Source organism: Aeromonas sp. 600948, assembly GCF_049174875.1.
In the GTDB taxonomy this organism is placed as follows: domain Bacteria; phylum Pseudomonadota; class Gammaproteobacteria; order Enterobacterales; family Aeromonadaceae; genus Aeromonas; species Aeromonas veronii_A.
Window position 1 is genome coordinate 127,960 of the sequence record NZ_JAAKTY010000011.1, and the last position, 26,149, is coordinate 154,108.

Here is a 26,149-nt window from a genome sequence, read left to right on the forward strand (position 1 = left end):
GGAAAAGCCACTCGGGGTCCTGCCGTGGCAGGGAAAATAACAGGGGCCCTGTGGCGTATCGTGCACAGGGCCCCTTCGTCACTGCCGGTTGGCTTACTTCAGCAGATCGACCAAACGCTGGGCGTCACCGATGTAGTTGGCCGGGGTCAGCTTCTTCAGCTCAACCTTGACAGCTTCCGGCAACTCCAGGGTGTCGATAAAGGTACGCATCCCTTCGGCATCGACGCGGCGACCACGGGTCAGCTCCTTGAGCTTCTCGTAGGGCTTCTCGATACCGTAGCGGCGCATCACGGTCTGGATCGGCTCGGCCAGCACTTCCCAGTTGGCATCCAGATCGGCGGCCATGGCGGCGTCGTTGGCTTCCAGCTTGGAGATACCCTTCAGGGTCGCCTGATAGGCAATCAGGGAGTAACCCACCGCCACACCCAGGTTGCGCAGTACGGTAGAGTCGGTCAGATCACGCTGCCAGCGGGAGATGGGCAGCTTGCTCGCCAGATGCTGGAACACGGCGTTGGCCAGACCCAGATTTCCTTCGGAGTTCTCGAAGTCGATGGGGTTGACCTTGTGCGGCATGGTGGAGGAGCCGATTTCACCGGCGATGGTGCGCTGCTTGAAGTGACCCAGGGAGATGTAACCCCACACATCGCGGTCGAAGTCGATCAGGATGGTGTTGAAGCGAGCCATGGCGTCGAACAGCTCGGCGATGTAGTCATGCGGCTCGATCTGGGTGGTGTAGGGGTTCCAGGTCAGACCCAGGGAGGTAACGAACTCCTCGGAGAACTGGTGCCAGTCCACATCCGGGTAGGCGCTGAGGTGGGCGTTGTAGTTGCCGACCGCACCGTTGATCTTGCCGAGGATCTCCACCGCCATGATCTGCTTGAACTGGCGCTCAAGACGGTAGGCGACGTTGGCCATCTCCTTGCCCATGGTGCTCGGGGTGGCAGGCTGACCGTGGGTGCGGGAGAGCAGCGGCATGTCACGGTACTCGTGAGCCAGACGCTTGAGCTCGCTGATCAGCTTTTCGCAATAAGGCTTGATGACCTCTTCGCGGGCAGTTTTCAGCATCAGACCGTGGGAGTTGTTGTTGATGTCTTCCGAGGTGCAGGCGAAGTGGATGAACTCGCTGACAGCCGCCAGTTCCGGGTTCACTTCGACTTTCTCTTTGAGGAAGTACTCCACCGCTTTCACATCATGGTTGGTGGTGCGCTCGATCTGTTTGATGCGGGCGGCGTCACTCTCGTTGAAGTTGCTGACGATGCCGTCGAGCAGGGCGTTGGCAGCCGCGCTCAGGGCAGGGACTTCCGGGATCCCGGCATGGCTGGCCAGTTTTTGCAACCAGCGAACCTCGACTTCAACGCGAAAACGCAGCAGGCCGAATTCGGAGAAGATAGGGCGCAGGGCATCGGCCTTGTCGCCATAACGACCGTCAATCGGGGAAACAGCAGTCAGCGCGGACAGCTCCATGGGGTGAACTCCTGATGATTTGTGTGGGGGATCCGTATTCACTCGCGCGTGGGGCTGAGTCGTCGTCAGGGCGGATGTGCGGCTGTTCACCCTGATGTCGACCTCGGCTGGCCCGCGCGCGAGCTGATGATTAGTAACGTTTGGCCAGCTCCACCATCTTCTTGCGAGCGAAGATGATCTGAGTGCGGCTGCCACCGAGCTGACGCCACAGCACGCAGGCACGAATACCCGCCAGCAGCAGGGCGCGCACCTTGTGCTGCACCAGCGGCTGCTGCAGGAACAGCGGGGTACCCGCCACCTGGATGCGCGGCCCGATGGGGCTGATAAGATCGCTGTAGATGCTCGCCATGTTGGCCAAAATCTGCTCGTCGAGCAGATCGAAGTGCTGTTGCTGGCGGCCAATCTGGCTGATCCGCTCACCCAGCATGTTGAGAATGTCCTTGCGCTTGGCCAGCTTGCGCTCCAGTGCAATCAGGCTTACCACGTAGCGGGTCAGCTCGGCATTCTTCTGGCTGCCGTCGGCACCCAGCTGCTCGACCAGCGCACGGTAGCCGTCGCGAATGGCCAGATGGGTGTTGTTGAACACCTCGAGCGGTTGGCTCGGGTTGGTCACCAGAATGCTGGAGAGGCTCTCGCGCAGGGCGGCCTCGTCACAGCTGCCGTCTCGGGCCACCTTCTGCACCAGATACGCGGCCTGGCAGATGCCGGCAAAGGCCATTGTTCTGTCTTGGAATTTATCGCTCACGTCTGCTGCCTTCTGTTAAGGATTCAAACCGGATGGCTGAAACGTTGTTCGATGATGCCACCGCCCAGACACACTTCCCCGTCGTAGAAGACGGCGGATTGGCCCGGGGTGACCGCAGCCTGTTTTTCGTCGAAGATGACCCGGATGGTCTCGTCGTCGATGGGCTGGATCAAGCAGGGGATATCCTGCTGGCGGTAGCGGGTCTTGACGGTGCAGCGACGCGGTTCGCGAATGGGGGTGCGATCCACCCAGTGCAACTGGCTGGCAATCAGGCCATCGGAGTAGAGGCGAGGATGTTCGCCCTGCGCCACCACCAGCACGTTGCGCTCGACCTCTTTGTCGACCACATACCAGGCCTCTTCGGTGGCATCTTTGCGACCACCGATGCCGAGCCCCTTGCGCTGGCCCAGGGTGTGATACATCAGACCCTGATGCTCGCCGATCACCTTGCCATCCACGGTCTCGATTTTACCGGGCTGGGCGGGCAGGAACTTGGCCAGGAAGTCCTTGAACTTGCGCTCGCCGATAAAGCAGATACCGGTGGAGTCTTTCTTCTTGGCGGTGATGAGATCCAGCTGCTCGGCGATGCGGCGCACCTCCGGTTTTTCCAGATCGCCAACCGGGAACAGGCTCTGACCTACCTGCTTCTCGCTCAGGGTGTAGAGGAAGTAGCTCTGATCCTTGTTGGTATCGAGACCGCGCAGCAGGCGCGGGCGGCCGGTGCTGTCGTCACGGCGCACATAGTGGCCGGTGGCGATGTAGGTGGCACCCAGCTCTTCGGCGGCAAATTCGAGGAACGCCTTGAACTTGATCTCCTTGTTGCACAGGATATCCGGGTTCGGCGTGCGGCCAGCCTTGTACTCTTCGAGGAAGTGCTCGAACACATTGTCCCAGTACTCGGCCGCGAAGTTGATGGTGTGGAGTTTCATCCCCAGCTTGTCGCAGACGGCCTTGGCATCAGCCAAATCCTGGGCGGCAGAGCAGTACTCGTCCGTGTCGTCTTCTTCCCAGTTCTTCATGAACAAGCCTTCGACCTGATAGCCCTGCTGCTGGAGCAGGTAGGCCGAGACGGAAGAATCCACGCCGCCGGACATGCCGACGATCACCTTGATTTGGCTGTTGTCTGTCATTAGTCGAAGTTACCAGTTCGTTTAAACGGGGCGTATTCTACCAGAGTTTTGCGCCCCCGGTCACATATCCATGCCGCAGTTCCCATCAGGAGCCTGATAGCAGGAAATCGTTTTTCTGTTGTTGGCCTTTGTCACCGAAAAAGAGTGTCAAATGGCCTCAGATAAAGGCCTTGAGTGCCGAGAGCGGCAGCCGTGTCCCCGCCAGATAATCCTGAATGCACTGCCACACCAAGGGGCTGCGTAGGGCCGGTTTGCACTCGGCAATCTCTTCCAGAGTGAGCCAGTGGCAAGCCAGCACATCGCCGTCAGGATCCTCTGGATGGTGCTGACCCGGCGCTTTTTCAAGGTCGAAGATGATGGCGGTGCGCACATAGGTGGCTTCGCTGTCGGCCGGTTTGAACAGATAGGTACCAAGCCAGGCGGTCGGCGCGGCGGTCAGCCCCGTCTCCTCTTTCAGCTCGCGGCAAGCCGCTTCAAGCAGGTTTTCCCCCGGCTCCACATGGCCGGCGGGCTGGTTGAAGCGGCGCTGGCCTTTTATCTCCTCTTCCACCACCAGAAAGCGCCCCTGCCACTGCACCAGGGCGGCGACCGTCAGGCGCGCCTCCATGCGGGCGTGGCTGGTGGCCGATTGCTCTGCCTGATTGCTCATCATGACTCCTTGTCGTTGCTATTGGGATTGCCCGCACGGGCGGGTCTACGCGCCGTTCCTCGCCCGCTGCTGCGGGGTTTGCCGCCGGTCGGGTTCGTGGCTGCGCGCTCGGTTGGGTGAGTGCTGCGGGGGCGCTCGTCCCGTCTCGGCTGGCTAGCCCGCCGTGGCGCCTCCCCTGCCGGTTTGGCCGGTTTGGCGGTATGAGCGCCTGAACGGGATGAGGAGGGACGCGGGCGGCTGTTGGAGCTCGGCGCCAGCTCGGGGGCGGGCAGGCAGCGGCTCTCGCCGGGAGCCAGACCATCTAGCGTCCAGTCACCGATGGCGTAGCGAATAAGGCGCAAGGTGGGGTGGCCGATATGGGCGGTCATCCGCCGTACCTGGCGGTTGCGCCCCTCGATGATCTTGATCTCCAGCCAGCTGGTGGGGATCTCCTTGCGATCGCGAATGGGCGGATTGCGCGGCCACACCGCAGGTTCATCCATAATGCGCGCACCGGCGGGCAGGGTCATGCCGTCATTGAGCTCCACACCGGCGCGCAGGGCGGCCAGTTTCTCCTCGCTCGGGATGCCTTCCACCTGCACCCAGTAGGTCTTGGGGGTCTTTTCCCCAGGCTGGGTGAGACGCGCCTGCAGCTTGCCATCGTTGGTGAGCAGCAGCAGCCCCTCGCTGTCGCGATCGAGCCGCCCTGCGGCATAGATGCCGGGCTCTTTGATGTAATCCTTGAGGGTCTCGCGGCCCGCCTCGTCGGTGAACTGGCAGAGCACCATATAGGGCTTGTTCAGCAGGAGCAATTTGCGATCCGCTGGGGCCAGCTCCGGTTTGCGAGGGGATGCATGGCGGGGAGCGGCTGGTTTGGTAGTCGTGCGCGGGGCGTTATCGCGCGGCGCACGGCTGACAGAGAGACGGGAGCGGGGAGATTTCATCGGATACACACTTCAAACAGACGATGGCAGCGAGTGTACCACAGGGTGCTGAGGGCAGGATGAATGGCTGGCGTTACAACAAGCAGCGCCCGGAGCCAATTTGCCTAGCTCAGCAGGCTCTCGATGACGATAGCCTGACGGGCGGGGGCCGAGCCCGCCAACAGCAGGGCGTGGCTGACCACATCGTCGATCATCGCCTGCGCCAGTCGGGTAAGGGGGCGCAGGGTCTCCCGTCCGCTACCAACCGGCACCGCCAGCAGAATAATGGTCTGCACCGGTCCGATTTGAGAGCCCCACTCGATGGGCTCCTTGCAGCTAAGCAGGGCCAGCGTTGGCTGGCTGATCCCTTCGCTCAATACATGAGGCATGGCAAGGCCGGGGCGGATGATGGTGGCCGAGACCTGCTCGCGCCGCTCCACCGCGGCGGTCAGTGTGGCGCGGTCGGTGATCAGCTCGGCGGGCAGCAGATCGATCAGATGCTCGAGGGCCTCGGCCTTGGTCAGCGGCACTGGGCTGTAGGCCAGCTGGCGCAGGGCAAAATGGTAGTCGGGCAGAGCGTTGGCCAGTCGCAACTCCGCCAGCGCGGCGGTGCGCGGGCGCACCAGCGGTTGACCCAGCTCCCCGCACCAGCAGGTGAAGGCCATGTGGGCGAGCTCGGCATCGCACCCTTCAATCTGCAACTGGCAGAGATCGCCGGGCTGGGTGGCGAGGGTCAACAGGGAGAGCTGGTTGCTGGCGGCAACAGTCTGGCGCCGGGTGAGGTTGGCGCAGCGGATGGTGGATTTGAACATCCCCGCCAGCCGGTTCAACTGCTTGGCCTGTGTGATGCTCAACCCCTGCTGGCAGTAGAAGGTGATCTCGCGGGTCAGCATCAGGCCGGGATCGGCAGGGCCTTGAGTACGGCGTTGGCATCCAGCAGCACGGTTTCCAGTCTCACCTGATGGATGGTGCAGCCGAGGAAGCGCTCTTTCTGCTCAATCTCGATATCGGAGGCAATCAGCACCAGGTCGGCGCTGGCAATATCGCGGGCGGTCAGCATGTTTTCCATGCCCATGGCGCCCTGTGTCTCGACCTTGATCTTGAGTCCCAGCCCAGTGGCGGCTTTTTGCAGGGCATCGGCAGCCATATAGGTATGGGCGATACCGGTCGGGCAAGCGGTGACGGCGACGATCTTCATCTGCTCTCTGTGATGCTGACAAGGGGGAGCAACAAGATAGCGCCAGCGGGGGGCTTTTACCAAAAGTCCATATGAAAAGTGGGATCTTGATGGGGATATGCCCGTCCCTTGAACGGCAATGCAGGCTGATATGGGCTAGTTGGGAGTGGGGTTTCCCCAAAAAACAAGGGCCACCCCTGTGGGTGACCCTGAACAATCTGCGTCTGTTGTTATGGCTATCAGGCGGTCTGGGCAGCCAGCTCGGCGGCTTTCAGTTCGCGCTTGATGCGGCGGATTTTGCGCTCTTCGGCGACCGCGACACAACCCATCAGCACCAGACAGGCGGCGGCTGCGATGTCCAGCGCCGCGAAGGTGCCGGTCCAGCCGGTCAGACCGAAGATGGGGGTGCCATCGGCGATCATGCCCAGACCCAGTTTGGCGAAGCTGTCACCAATCAGGTAAGCGAAGGTGCCCTTGACGCCATCGGCCACGCTGATGCCCTGCTTGGGGACGAAGCCCACGGCGGCCACGCCGATCAGCAGTTGCGGACCAAACACCAGGAAGCCCAGGGTGAACAGGGAGCCCAGGAACATAAACTGGGTGGTCGCATGCTGGTAGAGACCCAGGGTGGCGATGATCAGCGCCAGTGCCACGCAGGCAACCAGACCACGACGACCATTGGCCAGATCGGAGAGGTAACCCCACATCAGGGTGCCGACCAGTGCGCCCACTTCGAAGAAGGTAAAGCCCTGAATAGCCACATCTTTGGAGAAGCCCAGCTCCTGGTGGGCATAGACGGTAGACCACTGGTCGATACCGATACGCACCACGTAGAGGAAGATGTTGGCAAAGCAGAGCAGCCAGATCACCTTGTTGAGTAGCACATACTTCACGAAGATCTGCCACTTGGTCAGCTGCTGCTCTTCGGTAGCGATATCCTCTTCGCTCGCTACTTCGTCAAACAGCTCTTCCACCTTGCCAAGGCCGTAGGCTTCCGGTGAATCGCTACCAAAGCGCAGGCCGATAAAGCCGACGATCAGCGCGATGATGGAGGGGAAGATAAACATGCCGAGCACGTTGCCATCAAACAGGTAGTTGGCACCGAACAGCGCCACACCGGCTGCACCGGCACCGCCCACGTTGTGGGAGAGGTTCCACATGCCCAGATAGGTGCCGCGCTTGTTGCGAGGGGTCCACTTGGTGATGGTGGAGTAGCTGCAGGAGCCACCACAGCTCTGGAAGAAACCGCTCAGGGCATAGAAGAAGATCATGAAGTAGAGGCTGAAACCGGTGCCGCCCATGCTGGCACTGAAGCCCAGCATGCAGAGCGCGGAGAGGATCAGCATCAGCGGCAGGAATTGCTTGGTGTTCTTGCCGTCGGCGTAGTAGGAGACGATGGTCTTGCCCACCCCGTAGGTGATGGAGAAGCCAAGGCCGATCATGCCAAGCTCGGTCATGGAGAGACCGTACTCCTGGATCATGTCATTTTGCGCAATGTTGAAGTTCTTGCGGATCAGATACATGGTCAAATAGCCAATAAATACAACCAGATAAGATTGCATAAACGGCTTGAACCAGAGCTTGCGCCGGGCTTCGACCGGCAGGTCCAGGGTGGGGACCCGGACCTGTTGGAGCAATTTCAACATCTTCGTTCATCCTCTGCGAGATAGACGGTATTTCCGCCGCGCCCCTCATTTGTAGATAGGTTGTTCGAGGTCACGCCACGGAAGGGGGAACGGAACGTCGGGGCTGTCAGCCGTTGCTGCGCTCGACGCTCCATCCATATAAACCCGGGCCCGGCACCGGATGACGGGGCACATTGCCCGTCGCGGTGCGGGTCACGACATCAGGTGAGGTGACTCTAATAAGAGGGGCAAAAAATGGCTTGAGAGCCATCCCTAGTGGGGCTAGGAAATTTTCCTAGTTTTTGCGCTTTCTCGGACAAAGCGTGAGAAGCATCACACCGCTGACGCCAGATTGCTGCCATTTCATCCAGTTTGGCGCTCTGTGTGAGTGCTGGGCTGGGCTGGGCTGGGCTGGGCTGGGCTGGGCTGGGCTGGGCTGGGCTGGGCTGGGCTGGGCTTGGCTTGGCTGGGGAGGTGGGATGGATTGGCCAGAAGGGAGCCAGGGAAAGGTAAGGGGAGAAGTTAAGGGAAAAGTGAAGGGAGAGGGCTGATTGACCACCAATTCTCAGTTGGCGATATTGGGAAATACGGCCCAACAGCCATCCCCAAAAACAAGAGGCCACCCCGTGGGGTGGCCTCTTTTATGGTCTAGGTGCCTCGATGGTGAGGGAGGACTCAGGCCGCCTTGGCCAGGGTCACCTCGTCACTCTTCTTTACCCGCAGCTTTTTCAGGGCAACCGCGACCACGCCGGTGACGATGGCACCGCAGATCATGCAGAGCAGGGCCAGCAGTGGCTTGTTGACGGCACCCAGCAGGGCCACGATGGGGCCACCGTGGGCGACACTGTTGGTGATGCCAAACAGGAAGGCCATCACAGCAGCAGTCATGCTGCCCAGCACGTTGGCCGGAATGACGGCCAGCGGGTCACGGGCGGCGAACGGAATCGCCCCTTCGGAGATACCCACCAGACCCATGGCACCGGCGGCTTTGCCTGCTTCGATCTCGGACTCGTCAAAGATGCCGAGCTTGCGACCGAGTACGGTAGCCAGCGACATGCCAAGGGGAGCGGCCGGGATGGCGCAGGCCATGGCACCCATAAACTGGGTCTGACCGGAGGCGATCATGCCCACCGAGAACAGGAACGCCACCTTGTTGACCGGGCCACCCATATCAAAGCCGGCCATACCACCCAGCACGATACCCAGCAGCACCAGACTGCCGCCGCTCATGGAGAGCAGCATGGCGTTGAGGCCGGTCATCATGTCGGCAATCGGGGCGCCGATAATGAAGATAAATACCGCAGCGATAAACAGGGAACCGACGATGGGGGCGATCAGGATCGGCACCAGCGGTTGCACCATCTTGTGGTACTGGCGAGTGGCAATCCAGCGCACCAGATAGCCGACCAGCAGGCCCGCGATGATGGCACCGATAAAGCCGGTACCGGCGTCAGCGCCGTAGAAGCTGCCGTTGTTGGCGATCCAGCCGCCAATAAAGCCCGGTGCCAGCGCCGGACGATCACCGATGGCGTAGGCGATATAGCCCGCGAGAATGGGGATCATCAGGGTGAAGGCGGCCACGCCCACGTTGAGGATCTGGTTCCACATGCTCCCTTCCGGGATCTGCATGCCGCTCGGGGTCGGGTTACCGCCGATGGCAAGTGCCAGCGCAATCAACAGACCGCCGGTCACCACGAACGGGATCATGTGAGAGACACCGTTCATCAGGTAGCGATAGAGATCGGAACTGCCGCCCGCGCTCTTCTCTTCACCTTTTTTATCTTCTTTGCCAGCCACATAGGCGGGGGCTTTCAGGGCCTGCTCGATCAGACCCTTGCCATCCTTGATGGGGGCTTTTACGCCGGTCTTGATGAGGGGCTTGCCAGCGAAGCGGGCCATGTCCACCTGCTTGTCACAGGCCACCACGATGGCGGTGGCGCGGGCAATCTCGTCTGCGGTCGGGCTGTTCTTGACGCCGATGGAGCCGTTGGTCTCCACCTTCACCTCATAACCCAGCTCCTTGGCGGCGCGCTCCAGCGACTCGGCCGCCAGATAGGTGTGGGCGATACCGGCCGGGCAGCCGGTGACACCGATGATAAAGCCCTTGCTGGTGGCCGGGGCCGCGCTCTGCTCCTCTTTCTTGGTCAGCAGCAGCGCCAGCGCATCGGCCGGGGTTTTTGCCGCCAGCAGTTTGGCGATAAAGCCCTCCTCGATCAGCTTGCCGGAGAGCTCGGCCAGCACTTCGATATGGTGGTTGGCGCCGCCATCGGGGGAGGCGATCATAAAGAAAATGTGGGACGGCTTGCCATCTTCGGCGCCGTACTCGATGCCGTTGCGGCTGATGCCGATGGCGACCGCCGGATTGCACACAGCCGCACTCTTGGCGTGGGGCAGGGCCACGCCCTCTTCAAAGCCGGTGTTACCCAGCTCTTCGCGGGCCCACAGATCCTTGACGAACTGCTGCTCGTCGCTGACCTTGCCTTGCGCGACCAGCAGGCGGGCCATCTCGGTGAAGACCTCTTCCTTACGCGTCGCTTTCAAATCGAGGTTGATCAGATGTTCATTGATCAAGGTGGTGATCATGGCGCTCTCCCCGCTTCCGGTGACGGAAGCTATGCGTGAGTACGTATCGACGTACTGGATAAAAATGACCTGATCATTATCGCGGCTCACCCGCACCCTCCCTATCGGACAAATGTGCTAATCACTGGATTTTTGTGCGCAGCAAAACGCGATGTGATGAAGATCTCGTTTTCAGGCAGGACTCACCATTTTCAGGTTATTGCTAATTTTGTCTTTAAAAACAAATAAATGGATTGTGACTGGTCTCGTAACCAGGTTTGTAATGCATCATGTCAATAAATTAATCACCAGCGGGGTCTGGATTTATATGTGGTTTTAAGGCGTTATAAGATGTGACCTTTCTCACAAAAAGTCGCCATTTCGTCGGGCGGATTAGGATTTTTATGCGCCTGATGGCGGAGGCCAATCGCATTGGCTGGGCGAGCGCAGAGGGGCGTTGTTTGGGAAGAAAGTGTGGTGGCAAGAGAGGGATGGCTGAAAAGAGATAGGTTATAACGCGAACGTCCGAATACGCTCCGCTATTCGAACCTACGGACTACACAATATGCGCCACCGACTCCAGCCAGTTGGGAACTTGTTGCCGATACCACTCCAGATATTGCTGTGCCTGCGGCTTCTCCCTTCTGGTCAGCAGATTGGTGACTTCAATAATCAGCCAGCACTTGGCCATGACGAGATGGCGCAGCAACCGGTCGCCAGAGAGCAGCGAACTGTGGCACAGATAGCGTTCAATGATGGTTTCATATTCAGCCAGCGAACCCATCCGCGGCACCAGCGGGGCCAGATCGATGGCCGGACTGCCATAACCAAATCGCTCCCAGTCAAACAACACCAGCTCACCATTGTTGCGGGTGCCCCAGTTGCCCTCATTGCTGTCTCCCGAAATCAGGCATGACTCCTCGAATAGTTCGTGACCAAGTTGCTGGATATGGCGGATCTTCTCGTTTACCGCTTCCGGCAGGCAGAGTACAGAGAGCGCTTCGTTGGTGTCGACGAGCGACCAGCCGTGAGTTTTCACCGCAAAGTCGGGCTGATAGTTGGCGTTATGCAGGCTGGCCAGCTGAGCAAAGGTCTGTTCGTTGTGGTGCAGCTGCGTGAGCGTGACCGGATGAGGGATCTGCTCAAGGAACAGGGTCTCCCCTTCGACCTTGAGCAGGGTAGGAGTGTTGAGCCCGCTCAAATGAAGTGCGGCGCGTTGGTAGAAATGGCGCTCGACAGGCGATGCGCCGCTTTTTCTGATACAGGGTTTGCCATCCAGCAGCTGGATACTTACCGAAGCGCCCCCCATTTTCGCCAGCTCCTGTTGCGTCATCCTCTACCCCGTTAGCTATGAGTGGTCAGTTGCGTGAGATAGCTATGTACCTCTGTGCGAGTCGTGAAACGGTGCTTGTCGTTTGGGAATCGATCAAACAGCTCGTGATGGAATTGGCGGGAGCTTTTGCCGGCTCGCTGCCCATATTCCGATGCCCACACCAGCAGTTGTTGAAAGCTCTCTTCGGCTGCTACGGCATCCCGTTGCCTGGCACTTTGTGATCCGCGCGATAGCAGTGAATCACGGCATACTGACCAGTCGAGATCCAGAAAAAGCAGGGTATCGGCGGCATCAAGCAGTTGCTCGGCCAGGGCACCAAATACCCCTTCGACCACCCATGATGGCTCTTGAGCAAGTGTTTGAATGGCATGATCAATCTCATGCTGGGGCCGTTTTTGGTTAAACCCGCCCGGTTGCCAGACGATGGTGTCCAGATTGACCTCGCGGATAGTTAACCCCTCAGCCAATCGAGCTGCCAACCAGCTCTTGCCCGATCCAGAGTTGCCAATAATCAGAATTCGTTTCATCTATGAGCGCTCTTTTCTGGAACAGATATCTGGAGGCTGGAAAGTAGGGGGCAATGCGCAGCTCTGCGGGATCGGCCTCCAGCAGCAGCGCTAGCGGCAGTTGGTCGGGGTTCGTCTCGACAAACGTCATCTTTATTTCTCTTTTATCCCGCTCTGACGGTCCGTGGTGCGCCGTCCTCTGGGCCTGATGGTCACTCAATATTCCAGAAACTTCTCGCCGCAGCGCTCGCAGATCAGGTGCTTTACATGGGTGGCCTGGTAAGCCAGCGTTTCGCCAAACGCCCAGTTGGTAATGCTGCTGGAAGTAAAGGCTTGCCAGAAGGCTTTGCGCGGATCCTTGGGCATGATGTCCTGGCTGTGATCGCGGGCGACCAATACCACGAGATGGCGGGTACGCTCCCTGCATTTGTCACAGCGATGGATTTCACTCGGCGGGTTCTGGTCGTGCAGGTTGCTCATAAATGGGCTCGTGAAGTGAGGCAGGCGCCCATCATATTCCTCTCCACTTGGCTCTCAATCTCTCCTTGCTGACGCAGTGAGCAGGCTCACATTTTTGCGCCCCCTCTTTGTTATTTTCCCGCGCGCCGCAGCCGTGTGCCTCTGGTCGATGCCCGCTTCTGCGGTTTGCTGGTGAGTGGTGATGATATGGCGGGTGGGGCGAGCTCGGGTTGCTGCATCTGGGTCAGCAGCCGCCTTGCCGTCTGACGACCGATTCCACGGGCCGCCTATCTGCAGCGGCTCAACGCGGCTTTCCCCGCCATCGACTATCGGGTGCCCGAGGGAACCTATCTCGCCTGGATTGACCTGCGCGGGCTTGGCATCGACTCCCCCGAACGGATGGATGCGCTGCAAACCTTGCTGGTGGAGAAATACCGGGTCGCCATCATGCGCGGCGACACCTACGGCCCGGAAGGCACAGGTTATATCCGCCTCAACGTCGGCTGCCCGCGCTTAAAGGTAGACCAAGGGCTCGACGCCCTGATCGGCGCACTGGGGGAGGTGGGGTAAGGGTTGGGATATCTGGCTGAATGAGCTGTTGATTCATCCAGCCGGTGACCTTGATGGAGGCGTTCGGCTCGGTTATTGCGGGCTCAGAAGGTGGCGATCAAGGGGCCATTGCAAGCGATCTGAGCCTGAATGTCTTGGCACAACATCTGAATGTGGGGCTCATCGTTCTTCTCGCGAGGGATATAAATACCGATAGTCCCCTTGTTGTACTCTTCGCCCATATTCAGCTGGCCAATACCGAATCGGGAAAAATAACCGGCCATGCTCACCGGATAAGGCATGACAGCATTGCTGTTATTGACAATATCAATGCTGGTGAGCAGGGAGTTGCTGCTATAAATGATTTTGTCATTTAACTTCATGGCGGCACGTTCCTGTTTTTTTCTCGCCAAATCATCGACCAGATGGAGATATTTCTCCTCATCCGGCGTCACCAGCAGGCTGGGATAATCAACCAGATCCTGCTTGCTGCATATTTTCCCTGTGAGGGGATGGCCCGCTCTGACAAATACTCCATCGTGAGAAGTAAATAGCGGAATAAATATCAAACTGTAATTTTTGGCCAGCCCGTGAATTTCATGTCCGAGAAACAGATCAATATGATTGCCCAACAGCAGATCGAGCAGGCGCAGATGGTTGCCGACTTCAATATTGATGGTGCAGGATGGGTTGGCCTGTTGATAGCGGGCGGTGACCGGTTGCAATACCGGCTGCCACCACGCATGTCCGGTGCCCACTTTTAGCGGGCGCGCGGTGCGCTCGCGCAGGGTGGCCAGCTGCCTGAGAGTGTCATCGTAGATCCGCTGCATCACGCGCGCCTGCTCCAGCAGCAGCTCTCCGGCAGCGGTAAGCGTCACGCCGCTGGCATGTCTGACCAGCAAGGTCGTTCCCAGACTCTCCTCAAGTTTTCTCATGTTGTGTGTCAGCGTCGGTTGGCTGAGCCCCATTTGCCTGGCTGCCAGACTGACATTTTTGTGGGTGGCCACTTCAATAAATTGTCTTAGATGCTTGTCCACGAACATGGTGTCCGGTTATGGGCGGGTGGTGCGCCAAGCTAGTGTAATCACCCGGGGCTGTCAATTATTCCCCTTTACTGACTGGCTATTTTTATGTGGCTCCCTTCACGTTGTATTCAAATCGCTTTTACCGCTTGATAGCCGGTTTGGTGCGGTGGATCACGTAATTTCATCTGGTTATAGATGTTATCTATGCCGATGGTGACGTGGTCTATTTTTCTGGCGAATACTGACCACGTAGACTGGCAAAAACAGTTTTACTCAATGCTGTTTCAATAACAAAACAAAAAAGTAACGAAGGGAATATATGAAAATTCGTCCATTGGCATTATCCGTGGCGTTATGCTGCGGCGGGGTTCTTTTGTCCGGTTGTAACGACAGCTCATCCAGCGGCAACGATAACGGGGCCAAACCCGAGGTGAAGGCGCCCTGGAATTTTGATCTCTATATGGTCGGTGAGTTTAGCGGCTGGGGTCGTGAGGAGAAGTTCAAACTGACCTTCAAGGATGGTGTCTATCGTCTGGACAACCTGAAAATGAACTCGGGTATGTCCCCGTTCAAAGTGGCCGGGCCCGAGTGGACCAAATATCCCGATTTCTCTGCGGATTCCCGCAAGGAGACCAGCATCTTCCCCGGTCAGGTCTACCCCATGTACTACCAGAACAACGGGCAGAACAACCGTCTGGTGGTGACGGAAAAGGGGCTGCTCGACATTCAGGTCAAGGTGACCAATGCCGATCTGGCTGCACCGGCCATCGAGTTTTCCATGGTGCGTGATGACCCCAATTACAGCGAGAGTCTCTATCTGAAAGGGATTGATGGCAATCTGGAGCCTGTCCTGCAGATGGTCTATCAGGGGGACAAGCAGTATGTGATGGTGGCCAAGCTGACTGTGGGTGAGCACAAGATAAAGATTGCCTCCGCTCAGGAGGGGATCGGCTTTGGGCTCAATGGCGTCATTGCATTGAACAACCCGGTCAAGATGCAGCGCTGCGATGCTCAGTGCCAGCTGGCAACCGTGCGGGTAGAGCAGGAGGGGTATTACAAGTTCCTGCTGGATGCCAGCCAGGATGAGAATGCTCCTCTGTTGCAGGTCAGCGTTGCAGGCGATAGTGATTTGGGCATGATCAATCCCCATGAAGGGCATGAGCTGATCGAGAAGCGCGAATATGAGACCTATAAGCCCGGAGTGACGGAAACGGCCACCTTCTCGGTCAAGCGGGCCAGTGACGAGTATCGTAGCTATGCGCAGTCGACCACTCAGGAGTTGCGTGATCCGGGTGATAGCTTTACTACCTATCAGGAGCAAGCGGATCTGCCCCGCCTGCGCTCCGGCAACATGGTGTTTGATGCCCTGTTTGCGCTGGCTACCCACGAGATGCGCCAGAACAGCGTGGCGCAGGTCAAGGATGGCAGTTACAACGGGGGTCAGGCGATCCCGTGCGACTGTTTTGAAACCGGCGCCAAGTGGCATTACGTATGGACGCGGGATCTCTCCTACGCCACCGATCTGGGGCTGGGGGCGCTTGATCCCATGCGTGCGCGCAACTCCCTGCGCTTCAAGCTCTCTGATTTCAGAGCCGAGCTGACAAGCGATCTGGACAGCTTGATCCCGCAAGGACGCCAGATCATTCAGGATACCGGTACCGGGGGCAGCTGGCCCATCAGTACCGATCGCATGAGCTGGGCCCTGGGGGCCGAGCGGGTGCTGGCTGCCCTGCCTGATGCCGAGCGCCGCGCGTTCTTGCCCGATGTCTTTGAAGGACTGAGCAACACCATAGAGAGTGATCGTCTGGCCGCCTTCGATAGCGCAGATGGTCTCTATGTCGGCGAGCAATCCTTCCTCGATTGGCGCGACCAGACCTATGCCAAGTGGATCACCGCCGATATCGCCCACATCGGCATGAGCAAATCTCTCTCCACCAACGTGACCCACTATCAGGGGTTGCTGCTGGCCGCGCGGGTGGCGGGCGAGCTGGGGCACGATGAGCTGGCGATCCGCTATAACCAGTGGGCGGGGGATCTGAAGCTGGCGATTAATCGCGCTTTCTGGCTGGCGGACGAGAAGATGTATGCCAGCCTGATCAACACCACTACCGATCAGAGCCCGGCCTACAAGTTCGATCTATTGGGGGAATCCCTCGCCATTCTGGCCGGTGTTGCCGATGAGGCGCAGGCCAAAGAGATCATCAGTCGCTATCCCATGGGCCCTTATGGCGCACCGGTCTACTTCCCGCAGCAACCCGATATGCCGGTTTACCATAACCGCGCCATCTGGCCCTTTGTCTCCGCCTACGGGCTGAAGGCGGCGGCCATGGTGCAGAACGTTGCCGTGGTCGATCACCATATCGACTCCCTGATGCGCGGTGCCGCGCTGAACCTCTCCAACATGGAGAACCTCGAGTGGCTCTCCGGCCAGCCCTCCCTGATGGATCTGGCCCATCCCGATTTGACGGGACCGGTGATCAACTCCCAGCGCCAGCTCTGGTCTGTCGGGGGCTACCTTGGCATGGTGACCGACACCACCTTCGGCTACAAGGTGGAAGAGGGGGGGATCCGGATCAAGCCGTTTGTCACCGCTCACTTGCACAAGCTGATGGGGGCCAAGCCCGAGGCTGCACTCAAGGGATTGAACTATCGTGGCAAGCAGATTGACATAGTGCTGCAACTGCCGGAGCTGGGCGGGGAGGGCAGTTACTATCCGGTGCAGAGCGTGACGCTCAATGGCGTTCCGGTGGGGGAGCAGATCAGTGAAAATATGCTGTCCCCTGGCAACCGGATTGAGGTGACGCTCGGTGCCGCCGTGGCTGATGATCAGGGGATCCGCCTGATCAAGGATGTGGCGCCGCTGGATGTCGAGAACCGGCAGGTGTTTGCACCGACCGAGCCGACCCTGCTCGGGGTTAGCGAGCAGAGTGGCAAGCTGGTTGTTGCCCTGCAGGATAGTGTCAACAAGGGGGCGCTCAGCTACAACATCTATCGGGATGGCAAGCAGGTGGCCTCCGGGCTGGATCGTGCGACCAGCTGGGTCGACGACATGGTGCTACAGCCGGGCCAGGCCTATTGCTACAGTGCCGAGGCGGTCTATCCGGAGTCCGGCAACCGCTCCCATCATGCCAAGCCGGTTTGCTATCAGCCTGCGCTGCAACATATCGCCATCGATGGGGCCAACGTCTCCCATACCGGCAGTGTGAGCGCCGCCGATGGGGCCATTCCCGTCCCTTACCTCAAGGATTGGGGCCGCCCCGACGACAGCTTGCTGGTGCAGGGGGTCAAGCTGGATGGCAAGCACGCTATTCGCCTGCAATACAGCAATGCCCAGCATGCCATCAATCTGGGGGTGACCAACGGGGTGAAACGGATCTCGGTGCTTGGTGGTGGCAAGGTTGTCGCCAGCGGCATGGTGCAGATGCCCCATGTGATGAAAGAGGGCGACCTCAAACCGTTGCGTGACTCGACGCCGTTCGTGGTGGATCTGCCCGCCGGAGAGTATGACATTCGAGTGAGCGATTTTTACAACATGAGTTACCTGAAGGCGAACGACACCTACAACGATGCAGGCGGTCAAAAGGGGGCGGTCAATCTGATCGATCTCGCCAGCATCACCATTTCGGCTCGCTAAGCGCTCAAACAAAACGGCCAAACAAAACCGCCCCGGATAGCCGGGGCGGTTTTTTATTTGCTGACACAGAGACGAGCCGTGGGGGGACATAAGGGCTCAGCGATAGCGGCCACGTACCGAGCTGCTGGCGCGGCCGGCCATCTTGATCAGGCTCTGGCGGGTGTGCAGGTGGCAGAGCGCGACGCCGAGGGCATCTGCTGCATCCGCCTGCGGGGTGGCGGAGAGTTTCAGCAGATGGGTCACCATATGCTGCACCTGCTCCTTGGCGGCACCGCCGGTGCCGACTACCGCCTGCTTGATCTGGGTGGCGGAGTATTCGCTCACCGGCAGGTAGGCATTGACTGCTGCGACGATGGCGCTGCCCCGGGCCTGCCCCAGTTTCAGGGCCGAGTCGGCGTTGCGGGCCATAAAGACCCGCTCGATGGCAAACTCGGTGGGTTTGAACTGGGTGATGATCTCGCATACCCCGTCATAGACCTGCTTGAGGCGCTCCGGCAGCTCGCCGCAATCGGTGCGGATGCAGCCAGAGCCCAAGTATTCGGCCTTGCCGCCCACGACCCGGATAACCCCGTATCCGGTGATCCGCGATCCCGGATCGATGCCCAAAATAATGCTCATGGGTGTTGATTGCTCTAAACGCGAGTGATGGCCGCCAAGATAGCAAACTGTGGCCCGTTTGGCTGTATGTCCCGGGCCAAGCGGGTAAAGATTGGCCAGCCTGCGTCGGGCGTGGTTAGCCCTTGAACAGCGCTATGGTGTCGCCATCCTGCAGGCTGCCGGCACCGCGTACCACCACCCGGTCCCCCTGCTTGAGGGCGCCGCTCACCGCCACCTGCTGGCTGTCGCCAAACAGCACGGTGACCGGCACCCGATTCACCTTGAGCGCCTTGCCGCTCTGCGCCACTTGATAGACCACACTGCCATCGGTGCCGAGTACCAGAGCATCCCGGGGCAGCAGCATGCTCTGCTGATCCCCCAGTGGCAGGGCAACCCGTACCGGCGAGCCGATGATGAAGGTGCCCGCTTCCGGTTTGAGGCGCAGCTCGATGAGGCGCGACTTGGGATCGGCGCTGGCGGCTCGCTGGTAATAGACGCCGTGACCGCTCAGCTGCTCCCCCTCCACCCGCAGCCGGGCTTGCGGTGCCAGCTGCTGGGCCCAGAGAATGGGGGCCTGCAGGCGGATATCCGGCTGATCCGGGTTGACCAGCTCCAGCGCCTGCTCGCCCGCGTCCACATGCTCGCCGGGCTGGATGAAGTGGTTGTTCACCACCCCGTCGAACGGGGCATAGATGCGGCTGCGGCGCAGCTGTTCTTCAATCTGGTTCACCTGTATGGCGGCCAGCCGCTCGGCCAGCGCGGCCTGCTCCACATCGTAGCTGGCCTTGTCGTACTGGCTCTGGGAGGCGCTCTTTTGCTGGTGCAGTCGGGTGATCCGCTGGGATTCGGCGCGAGCGAAGCGCAGGTTGCTCTGCCATTTCGCCTGCTCGGCGCGAGCCTGCTCCAGCGAGAGGCGCAGCGCCGTACTGTCGAGGCGCAGCAGCTCATCCCCTTTTTTGACCCGGCTGCCAAATTCGGCGATCCACTCCACCCGGCCGCTCACTTCGGCGCTGAGCGCTGCTTGCTGGCGACTCGCCACCGTGCCGCTGACCCAGATATTGGCGGCCGCATCCCCTTGGGTCACATCCGCCAGGGTCACCATCTTGCCCTGATCGGCCAATACCGGTAGAGCACTGCCTGCAATCAGCGCAGCGCCAGCCAACATTCGGGTAATCATATGTGTCATCGATGAGCTCCTTGCTCAGGCCCGCTGGCGCAGGGGTTGTGGGATCGCCACCTGCTCTCCGAGACGCAGGAAGGCAGGCAACAGGATCAGGGTAAACAGGGTGCTGCAGCTCATGCCGCCGACAATGACGGTGGCGAGCCCGCGGTAAATTTCGCTCCCCTCGCTCGGGCTCAGCATCAGCGGCAGCATTCCGAAGATGCTGGTGAGGCTGGTCATGGCGATGGGGCGCATCCGGCTTTGCAGGGCATCGGCCACCGCCAGCTGGCGGCTCATGCCGTCCCGCTCGGCGGTGCGGGTCTGATGCACCAGCAGGATGGCGTTGTTGACCACCAGTCCCAGCAGGATGACAAAGCCGATGATGGTGAGCAGATCCATCGGCAGCGGCACCAGCAGCCCGCTCAGTTGCAGTGCCAGCACGCCGCCAACTGAGGCAAGGGGCAGGGTGAGCAGCACCAGCAGGGCATCCTTGATGGAGGCAAACACCCCCCACAGCAGCACCAGCAGGATCACCACGGCGAACAGGAAGATGGTCCCCAGATTGTCGAGCGCCTGTTGCAGGCTGTCGGCGTTGCCGGCAATGCGCAGCTCGCCACCAGCGGGCAGCAGGGGGCGGATGGCGGCAAAACTGCGGTTTTTCAGGGTGTCGAGCACCTGCTCCATGGTCATGCCCGCCGGAGGCGCTATCTGCAGGCTGATGCTGCGCCGCCCATCGGCCCGGAAGATACTGGCCGGGCCCATGTCGTGCTCTACCCGCAGCAGCTCGCCAAGGGGAACGATGCGTCCGGAGGGGGTGGCCAGCGGCACTGCCTTTAGTTCTTCCGGATTGGCGGAGCTCTGCCCCATCAGCATGATGTCGAGCCGGTCTTCGCCGTCAAAATACTCGCCAACCCGCAAGCCGTCGCCAAAGGTCTGGATGATGGTGGGCAAGGGCGTGCGATCCCAGCCCACTTCGGCGAGACGTCGATCTTGCGGCACCAGTTTGAGCTCGGGGGCGGTGAAGTCGAGACTCGGCTCGGGCCGGATCTGTGCTCCCGGCAAGTCCTTGCTGAGGATCCCCATGCTGGCACGGGCCGCCTGATAGAGCTCGGGCAGGTTGCCCCCCTGCAGCAGCAGGGAGACGCCGTTCTCGCTGTCAAAGCCGCCAAACAGCGACCCCTGACCGCCGAACACCCGGGTGTCGGGAATACCCACCAGCAGCTGTTTCATCAACAGGCTCTCCAGCTCCTTGATGCGGTTTTCGTCTTTGGGGCGCACGCCAATCTGGGCCCCCCCCGGGTAGCGCAAGATGTAGTAGTTCTTGAGTGCAGGCTCTTTCTCCCCCTTCATGTAGGGGGCGAGGCGGGCGATCAGGGTATCGATCACCTCTTCGCGCTGGGCCTTGAGATTGACCCCTGGGGTGAAGTTCATCCAGACATCCACCGCGTCCCGTTTCACGTCCGGCAGATAGTCCATCTTGGGCAGCAGCGCCCAGGTGGCCAGGGCCGGCAGACTCATCATCAGGGTAATGACCGTCCAGCGCTGGCGTGAGGTCGAGGTCCAGCGGATCACGTGACGAGTGGTGCGCTGCCACAGCGACTCATAGGGATCGGTCAGCGTTTCACGCCCCATCCAGCGCGCCGCCACCGCGGGCAGCACGATGACGGCGACCAGCATGGAGACCGTCACGGCGCAGGCGATGGTGAGCGCCAGATCGGCAAACAGCTGACCCTCCACATCGTTGAGCAGCAGCACCGGCAGGAAGATAGCAACCGTGGTGAGGGTGGAGGCGACCAGCGCCGTCCACACCTGACGGGTGCCTTCGAGCGCTGCCTCCGCCTTGCTCAAATCTCCCCGCTCGTGGCGCCGGTAGATGCTCTCCAGCACCACGATGGCGGCGTCGAGCACCATGCCGACGGCAAAGGCGATGCCCGCCAGCGAGATGATGTTGAGGGTGCGATCCATCACTTTGAGCAAGCAGAAGGTGAGCATGATGCTGATGGGGATGGCGAGGGCAATCATCAAGGTCGCCTTGAGCTGGCGTAGGAAGAGCCAGAGGATGGCGCAGGAGAGCAGCACCCCGAGCCCCAGGTTGGCAGTGACCATGCTGACGGCACGATTGATGTAGAGGGAGGCATCGAACGACTGCTCCATGTGCAGCCCGACCGGCTCCAGCACCTCGCGGTTGAGCTCGTTCACCCGGGCCTTGATCGCCTCAAGGGAGGCCAGGGCATTGGCACCGCTCTCCTTGAAGATCTGGGCGGCGATGGCGGTATTGCCGTTCTGGATCCGCAGCACCGGGTTCTCTTCCCTGGCCACCCTTACTTCCGCCACATCCCGCAGATAGATGGGCAGGCCATTGCGCCAGTCCACCACCTTGTCCCCCAGCGTCTCGACATCGTAACGACCGGCGAAGCGCAGCTTGTACTCCCAGCGACCGATGTCGAGGGTACCGGCCGATACGTCCCAGCCGGTGGTGGCCCGGCTGGCCAACACCGGGATCTCCACCCCCAGCTCGGCGGCGCGATAGGGGTCGAAGCGGATCTGGATCTGGCGCTCGTTGATCCCCTCGACTGCGACCGTCGAGACCCCTTCGATGCGCTCCAGCTCGGGTTTGACCCGCGCCTCGATCAACGCCTGATGATCATCGATCACTCCCTTGGCGCCGGGCAGTTGCTGGATGAAGAAGAAGGTGAGGGTATCGTTGCTGCTGTAGTTGTTGACGTAGGGGCCGCCAATCTTGTCCGGCAATCCCGAGACCCGGTTCAGTCGCGAAATCACATCGAGTTGGGCCCGCTGCATGTCGGTGCCGAGGGCAAACTCCATGTCGATTTCGGTAAAGCCGGGATAGCTGTTGCTGACAAGGCTCTTGAGCCCCTGCACCCCCTGCATCTCCTGCTCGATAGGGTCGGTGATCTCCGACTCCATCTCCTGGGGCGAGGCTGAACGCCAGCTCACCGAGATGTTGAGGTGTGGACGGTCGATGTCGGGGAACAGCTGGATCGGCAGTCCCCGGATGCTGAGCAGGCCCAGCAGGAAAATCAGCACGATCGAGACCGCCACCCAGATGGGGCGTTCGATCGCCGTTTTGGCGAGGTTCATTCACTCTTCCTGAGTTGTTGTTATCGGCCATTCCGCTGGCCTTGCTTCCAAAGCCCCTGCAAAGGGACTCAAGCATTTAACTGGAATTATCCCGGCTTGTAAATGCATGGTTAACAAACAAAAAAACCGGCCACGAGGGCCGGTTTGGTGCAGGGTTGCCAAGGGATCAGGCGGCGTGCTCGACCTTGTTTGGCTGCTTGTTTGCTTGCTGGGAGAAGCCTTCCAGCTCGCCCGGGGCGAAGTTGTCTACCTGGATCGCTTCGTAGCGCAGGGCATCGGCGGCCAGCAGTTTGTCCGCTTCGTCCTTGCTCAGGATGGAACCGGCCAGCGCGGCGGCAACCAGCTCCGGCAGCGCCAGTTTGCGGGGCAGTTTGCCCTCTTTCTGGGCCTGCACCAGCTTCTTCTCGTAGGGCTGCACAGCGACCATGGCCTGGAAGGCGCGCTCCATCAGGCCGACCGGATCCGCCTCGTCTTTGCCCACATAGCAGAGGGCGGTCAGACGGTCGCGGAACTCGCCCGGCTTCATCATGGCCAGACAGATGGCGTGGCAGCGATCGTCGGCCGGCATCTTGTAACCCACGCCAAACGGGAACACCACACGCTTGAGTACGGCACCCACCACCTTGTTCGGGAAGTTCTGGAAAAAGCCCTCGAACGCCTTGCCAATCAGGTAGAGGTTGCGCTCCACCGCGTACTGCACGAACGGAAGATCGGAGACCATGCGGCCCTGATCCTCGTAGTGCTTGAGGGTTGCGGAGGCCAGGTAGAGGTGGCTCAGCACGTCACCCAGACGGGCGGAGATCATCTCCTTGCGCTTGAGATCGCCACCCAGCATCAGCATGGAGACGTCGGCGCACAGGGCCAGCCCTTTACTCATGCGGGAGAGCTGCTTGTAGTAACGGGCGGTTTCACCTGCCACCGGCGCACTGTTGAACTGGCCCAGAGTCAGCCCTTGGAACAGGGAACCGAAGAAGTTGCCGGCGCCAAAGGCGATGTGTTTCATCAGCAGGGCGTCAAACTTCTCGAGACCGCGCTCCACGTCGGTATCGGCTGCCGCTTCCAGCTCGGCAAAGACGTACGGGTGGCAGCGGGTGGCACCCTGCCCGAAGATCATCAGATTACGGGTCAGGATGTTGGCCCCTTCCACCGTGATGGCGACCGGAATACCCATGTAGGCGTAGCCGGTGTAGTTTTTCGGGCCCAGCTGGATGGCACGACCGGCGTGGATGTCCATGGAGTCATCCATGATCTGACGCGCCATTTCGGTCATGTGGTACTTGGAAATCGCGGTGACGATGGCCGGTGCCTGACCCAAATCCAGGGAACCTGCGGTCATGCGACGGGCCCCTTCCAGCTGATAGGTGAGGCCACCGATGCGGGCCAGCGCCTCTTGCACACCTTCAAACTTGCCGATGGACATGCCGAACTGCTTGCGTACATAGGAGTAGGCGCCTACGGTACGGCTCGCCATGTGACCGCAAGCGGTGCCCAGGGCAGGCAGTGAGATGCCGCGACCGGCGGAGAGGCATTCGACCAGCATGCGCCAGCCGCGACCGGCGTAATCCGGGCCGCCGATGATCCAGTCGAGCGGAATGAACACATCCTTGCCGAAGGTCGGGCCGTTCAGGAACGCCAGACCCATGGGGTAGTGGCGATCGCCGACGCGCACGCCCGGGTGGCTGGTGGGGATGAGCGCGCAGGTGATGCCAAGCTCCTCCTTGTCACCCAGCAGTTTTTCCGGGTCATAGAGTTTGAACGCCAGCCCCAGCACGGTAGCGCGCGGCGCCAGGGTGATGTAGCGCTTGTTCCAGTTGAGGCGAATACCGAGTACCTCTTCACCCTTGTGCATCCCTTTGCAGACGATCCCCTTGTCAGGAATGGCGCCCGCATCGGAGCCCGCCTCCGGCCCGGTCAGGGCGAAGCAGGGCACCTCTTTGCCATTGGCCAGCCCCGGCAGCCAGAAATCTTTCTGGGCCTGGGTGCCATAGTGCATCAGCAGCTCGCCCGGGCCGAGGGAGTTCGGCACCATGACGGTGACCGCCACGCTCAGGCTCTTGGTGGCGATGCGGGTGACGATGGTGGAGTTGGCAATCGCCGAGAACTCGCGGCCGCCATAGGATTTCGGGATGATCAGGGAGAAGAAGCCTTCCTTCTTCAGATAGTCCCACACCGGTTCCGGCAGGTCTTTGGTTTCGTTGACGATCTTGAAGTCATCAACCATGGCGAGCAGGGTTTCGACCTGATTGTCGATAAAGGCCTGCTCCTCTGCGGTCAGTTCGGCCTTGCCGTAACCGTGCAGTTTTTTCCAGTCGGGGTTGCCGCGAAACAACTCGCCATCCCACCAGACGGAGCCGGCTTCCATGGCCTCCCGCTCGGTGGCTGACAAGGGCGGCAATATCTTTTTGAAGATGCCGAACACCGGACGGGTTACCACCTTTTTACGGATGGAGGGTACGCCGAGCACAACGGCTATCGCCAGCACCAGCAGGACAAGCAATGTGATCATACCGAAGTTCCTTCTATTTCACTGTTTCCGTTGATTTATTGTTGGTTGTTACACGGCCAGGGAGAGCCTGGTCGACTCCACGGGCGCCCCGACTCCGGACGCCAGATAAGGAATAACGTTGCGCACCAGCCCTTCTACATCGAGCTGCTGGCCAAAGTCGGCCAGGGCGATGTCGCGCAGGGCATCGGCAGAGGCCATGGTGAATACGACGGTGCCCAGGGTGAAGTGCAGGCGCCAGAAGAGATCTGCCGGCGACAGGGCCGGATTGGCCTTGGAGATGGCCTGGGTGATCCGCATCAGAATGGCGCCGTAGTGGGCGGTGATAAAGCGGCGCAGGTGGCCCTGGCTGTCGATATAGCCGCGCCCCAGCAACTGCATGAAGATGGCCGGGCCGTTGGCCCGCACCGCCGAGAGCTTCATCAGCGGCTCTACAAAGCTTTCAAACAGTTGCAGCAGGGTCAGCTGCTCCTGCTCCATCAGTACCCGCAGGCGCGCATCCAGATCGGGCATAAACAGGCTCAGATAGCGGTCGAGCACCGCCTGGATCAGCTCCTTCTTGGAGCCGAAGTGATAGTTCACCGATGCCAGATTGACATCGGCCTCACTGGTGATCAGACGCAAAGAGGTATCGGCGAATCCCCGCTCGGCAAACAGCACTTCAGCGGCGTCGAGAATACGGTTTTTGGTATCGATTTTACTCACTGGACACCTCACTTAAACGAATGTTTAAAAAGTACGTTTCATAACGTGAAGTGTCAAGAGAATGTGAATGAGTGTTAGCGGAATGTTTTTCGATGAAAAAAGCAAAGTGGGCGGAACTTAGTCAAAAAGCAGGACTCTATATCTATGCCACTGCAATTAAACATTAAGTCTCGCCCAACCTGCACCATGCTAGTTGGGCCTTTTTTTGCGCGTTTGTTACCGGTTTGCGGCTTGCAGGCAAAAAAAAGGCTATGTCCCAATTACGTGTTGCATGGGGCGCCCCAGGGCCTCATACAAACACACTTTGATATTTACGCCTT

19 protein-coding genes and 2 pseudogenes are annotated in these 26,149 nt (G+C 60.0%); 2 read left to right on the forward strand and 19 right to left on the reverse strand.

Annotated elements, in window-relative coordinates; all coding sequences use genetic code 11:
- Positions 1 to 93: 93 nt before the first annotated feature.
- The 13 genes and pseudogenes from purB to G5182_RS11625 all read right to left on the reverse strand — a co-directional run bounded on the left by purB (position 94) and on the right by G5182_RS11625 (position 12,573).
- A complete protein-coding gene (gene purB, locus G5182_RS11565; RefSeq protein WP_005334624.1) occupies positions 94 to 1,464 on the reverse strand; it encodes an adenylosuccinate lyase in 1,371 nt (456 codons plus the stop codon).
- Between the two features lie 130 nt (positions 1,465 to 1,594).
- A complete protein-coding gene (hflD, locus tag G5182_RS11570) occupies positions 1,595 to 2,209 on the reverse strand; it encodes a high frequency lysogenization protein HflD (RefSeq protein WP_005334622.1) in 615 nt (204 codons plus the stop codon).
- A 23-nt stretch (positions 2,210 to 2,232) separates the two neighbouring features.
- On the reverse strand, positions 2,233 to 3,339 hold the full coding sequence (gene mnmA / locus G5182_RS11575; RefSeq protein ID WP_005353619.1) for a tRNA 2-thiouridine(34) synthase MnmA: 1,107 nt from the start codon (positions 3,337 to 3,339) through the stop codon (positions 2,233 to 2,235).
- Positions 3,340 to 3,496: 157 nt separating this feature from the next.
- On the reverse strand, positions 3,497 to 3,988 hold the full coding sequence (locus tag G5182_RS11580) for an NUDIX hydrolase (RefSeq protein WP_335873546.1): 492 nt from the start codon (positions 3,986 to 3,988) through the stop codon (positions 3,497 to 3,499).
- On the reverse strand, positions 3,988 to 4,911 hold the full coding sequence (gene rluE / locus G5182_RS11585; protein ID WP_421254393.1) for a 23S rRNA pseudouridine(2457) synthase RluE: 924 nt from the start codon (positions 4,909 to 4,911) through the stop codon (positions 3,988 to 3,990). Before rluE ends, G5182_RS11580 begins: the two co-directional genes overlap by 1 nt.
- A 104-nt stretch (positions 4,912 to 5,015) precedes the next feature.
- Entirely contained in the window at positions 5,016 to 5,783 is a 768-nt protein-coding gene (locus tag G5182_RS11590; RefSeq protein ID WP_421254394.1) for a PTS sugar transporter subunit IIA, read from the reverse strand.
- The gene (locus G5182_RS11595; protein WP_005334611.1) at positions 5,783 to 6,088 is read right to left on the reverse strand and encodes a PTS fructose transporter subunit IIB; all 306 of its coding nucleotides are present in this window, start codon (positions 6,086 to 6,088) and stop codon (positions 5,783 to 5,785) included. The genes G5182_RS11590 and G5182_RS11595 overlap by 1 nt, the downstream gene beginning before the upstream one ends.
- A 218-nt stretch (positions 6,089 to 6,306) precedes the next feature.
- Positions 6,307 to 7,713 (reverse strand): hexose-6-phosphate:phosphate antiporter, encoded by a 1,407-nt coding sequence (gene uhpT / locus G5182_RS11600; protein ID WP_005353611.1) that lies wholly within the window; start codon positions 7,711 to 7,713, stop codon positions 6,307 to 6,309.
- 654 nt (positions 7,714 to 8,367) lie between these two features.
- Positions 8,368 to 10,275 carry a PTS fructose transporter subunit IIABC gene (locus G5182_RS11605; protein WP_421254395.1) on the reverse strand — a complete coding sequence of 636 codons (1,908 nt, stop codon included), beginning with the start codon at positions 10,273 to 10,275 and terminating at the stop codon, positions 8,368 to 8,370.
- Between the two features lie 535 nt (positions 10,276 to 10,810).
- A complete protein-coding gene (locus G5182_RS11610; RefSeq protein WP_266134038.1) occupies positions 10,811 to 11,587 on the reverse strand; it encodes a phosphotransferase family protein in 777 nt (258 codons plus the stop codon).
- A gap of 11 nt (positions 11,588 to 11,598) precedes the next feature.
- Positions 11,599 to 12,114: an AAA family ATPase gene (locus tag G5182_RS11615; RefSeq protein ID WP_216951773.1), complete on the reverse strand. Its 516-nt coding sequence runs from the start codon at positions 12,112 to 12,114 to the stop codon at positions 11,599 to 11,601.
- Positions 12,115 to 12,145: 31 nt separating this feature from the next.
- Positions 12,146 to 12,244: pseudogene (locus tag G5182_RS11620) on the reverse strand (GNAT family N-acetyltransferase); the annotation flags it as partial.
- Between the two features lie 65 nt (positions 12,245 to 12,309).
- The gene (locus G5182_RS11625; RefSeq protein ID WP_421254396.1) at positions 12,310 to 12,573 is read right to left on the reverse strand and encodes a hypothetical protein; all 264 of its coding nucleotides are present in this window, start codon (positions 12,571 to 12,573) and stop codon (positions 12,310 to 12,312) included.
- Between the two features lie 276 nt (positions 12,574 to 12,849).
- Between G5182_RS11625 and G5182_RS11630 the strand changes: the two are divergent.
- A pseudogene (locus G5182_RS11630) lies at positions 12,850 to 13,122 on the forward strand (transcriptional regulator); the annotation flags it as partial.
- An 83-nt stretch (positions 13,123 to 13,205) separates the two neighbouring features.
- On the opposite strand, the gene G5182_RS11635 reads toward G5182_RS11630, so the two are convergent.
- Positions 13,206 to 14,138 (reverse strand): LysR family transcriptional regulator, encoded by a 933-nt coding sequence (locus tag G5182_RS11635; RefSeq protein ID WP_421254399.1) that lies wholly within the window; start codon positions 14,136 to 14,138, stop codon positions 13,206 to 13,208.
- A gap of 520 nt (positions 14,139 to 14,658) precedes the next feature.
- Here G5182_RS11635 and G5182_RS11640 point away from each other — a divergent pair.
- Positions 14,659 to 17,760, forward strand: coding sequence for a hypothetical protein (locus tag G5182_RS11640; RefSeq protein ID WP_421254400.1), 3,102 nt, complete (start codon positions 14,659 to 14,661; stop codon positions 17,758 to 17,760).
- A 96-nt stretch (positions 17,761 to 17,856) separates the two neighbouring features.
- Here the strand turns inward: G5182_RS11640 and ruvC are convergent, their stop codons facing one another.
- From ruvC to G5182_RS11665, 5 genes are all read right to left on the reverse strand, one after another.
- Positions 17,857 to 18,378 carry a crossover junction endodeoxyribonuclease RuvC gene (ruvC, locus tag G5182_RS11645; RefSeq protein ID WP_005334512.1) on the reverse strand — a complete coding sequence of 174 codons (522 nt, stop codon included), beginning with the start codon at positions 18,376 to 18,378 and terminating at the stop codon, positions 17,857 to 17,859.
- Between the two features lie 115 nt (positions 18,379 to 18,493).
- Positions 18,494 to 19,543 (reverse strand): efflux RND transporter periplasmic adaptor subunit, encoded by a 1,050-nt coding sequence (locus G5182_RS11650; protein WP_421254397.1) that lies wholly within the window; start codon positions 19,541 to 19,543, stop codon positions 18,494 to 18,496.
- Positions 19,544 to 19,558: 15 nt separating this feature from the next.
- A complete protein-coding gene (locus tag G5182_RS11655; RefSeq protein ID WP_421254398.1) occupies positions 19,559 to 22,621 on the reverse strand; it encodes an efflux RND transporter permease subunit in 3,063 nt (1,020 codons plus the stop codon).
- 166 nt (positions 22,622 to 22,787) lie between these two features.
- Positions 22,788 to 25,127: an acyl-CoA dehydrogenase gene (locus G5182_RS11660; RefSeq protein WP_005353557.1), complete on the reverse strand. Its 2,340-nt coding sequence runs from the start codon at positions 25,125 to 25,127 to the stop codon at positions 22,788 to 22,790.
- Positions 25,128 to 25,175: 48 nt separating this feature from the next.
- On the reverse strand, positions 25,176 to 25,829 hold the full coding sequence (locus G5182_RS11665; RefSeq protein WP_421206238.1) for a TetR/AcrR family transcriptional regulator: 654 nt from the start codon (positions 25,827 to 25,829) through the stop codon (positions 25,176 to 25,178).
- Positions 25,830 to 26,149: the final 320 nt, after the last annotated feature.

Coding starts and splice junctions, on each gene's coding strand:
- ruvC (WP_005334512.1), bottom strand. CDS start 18,378: ATGAGCATTATTTTGGGCATCGATCCGGGATCGCGGATCACCGGATAC.
- G5182_RS11650 (WP_421254397.1), bottom strand. CDS start 19,543: ATGACACATATGATTACCCGAATGTTGGCTGGCGCTGCGCTGATTGCA.
- G5182_RS11655 (WP_421254398.1), bottom strand. CDS start 22,621: ATGAACCTCGCCAAAACGGCGATCGAACGCCCCATCTGGGTGGCGGTC.
- rluE (WP_421254393.1), bottom strand. CDS start 4,911: ATGAAATCTCCCCGCTCCCGTCTCTCTGTCAGCCGTGCGCCGCGCGAT.
- G5182_RS11605 (WP_421254395.1), bottom strand. CDS start 10,275: ATGATCACCACCTTGATCAATGAACATCTGATCAACCTCGATTTGAAA.
- G5182_RS11590 (WP_421254394.1), bottom strand. CDS start 5,783: ATGCTGACCCGCGAGATCACCTTCTACTGCCAGCAGGGGTTGAGCATC.
- purB (WP_005334624.1), bottom strand. CDS start 1,464: ATGGAGCTGTCCGCGCTGACTGCTGTTTCCCCGATTGACGGTCGTTAT.
- G5182_RS11625 (WP_421254396.1), bottom strand. CDS start 12,573: ATGAGCAACCTGCACGACCAGAACCCGCCGAGTGAAATCCATCGCTGT.
- G5182_RS11660 (WP_005353557.1), bottom strand. CDS start 25,127: ATGATCACATTGCTTGTCCTGCTGGTGCTGGCGATAGCCGTTGTGCTC.
- G5182_RS11595 (WP_005334611.1), bottom strand. CDS start 6,088: ATGAAGATCGTCGCCGTCACCGCTTGCCCGACCGGTATCGCCCATACC.
- mnmA (WP_005353619.1), bottom strand. CDS start 3,339: ATGACAGACAACAGCCAAATCAAGGTGATCGTCGGCATGTCCGGCGGC.
- uhpT (WP_005353611.1), bottom strand. CDS start 7,713: ATGTTGAAATTGCTCCAACAGGTCCGGGTCCCCACCCTGGACCTGCCG.
- G5182_RS11615 (WP_216951773.1), bottom strand. CDS start 12,114: ATGAAACGAATTCTGATTATTGGCAACTCTGGATCGGGCAAGAGCTGG.
- G5182_RS11610 (WP_266134038.1), bottom strand. CDS start 11,587: ATGACGCAACAGGAGCTGGCGAAAATGGGGGGCGCTTCGGTAAGTATC.
- G5182_RS11580 (WP_335873546.1), bottom strand. CDS start 3,988: ATGAGCAATCAGGCAGAGCAATCGGCCACCAGCCACGCCCGCATGGAG.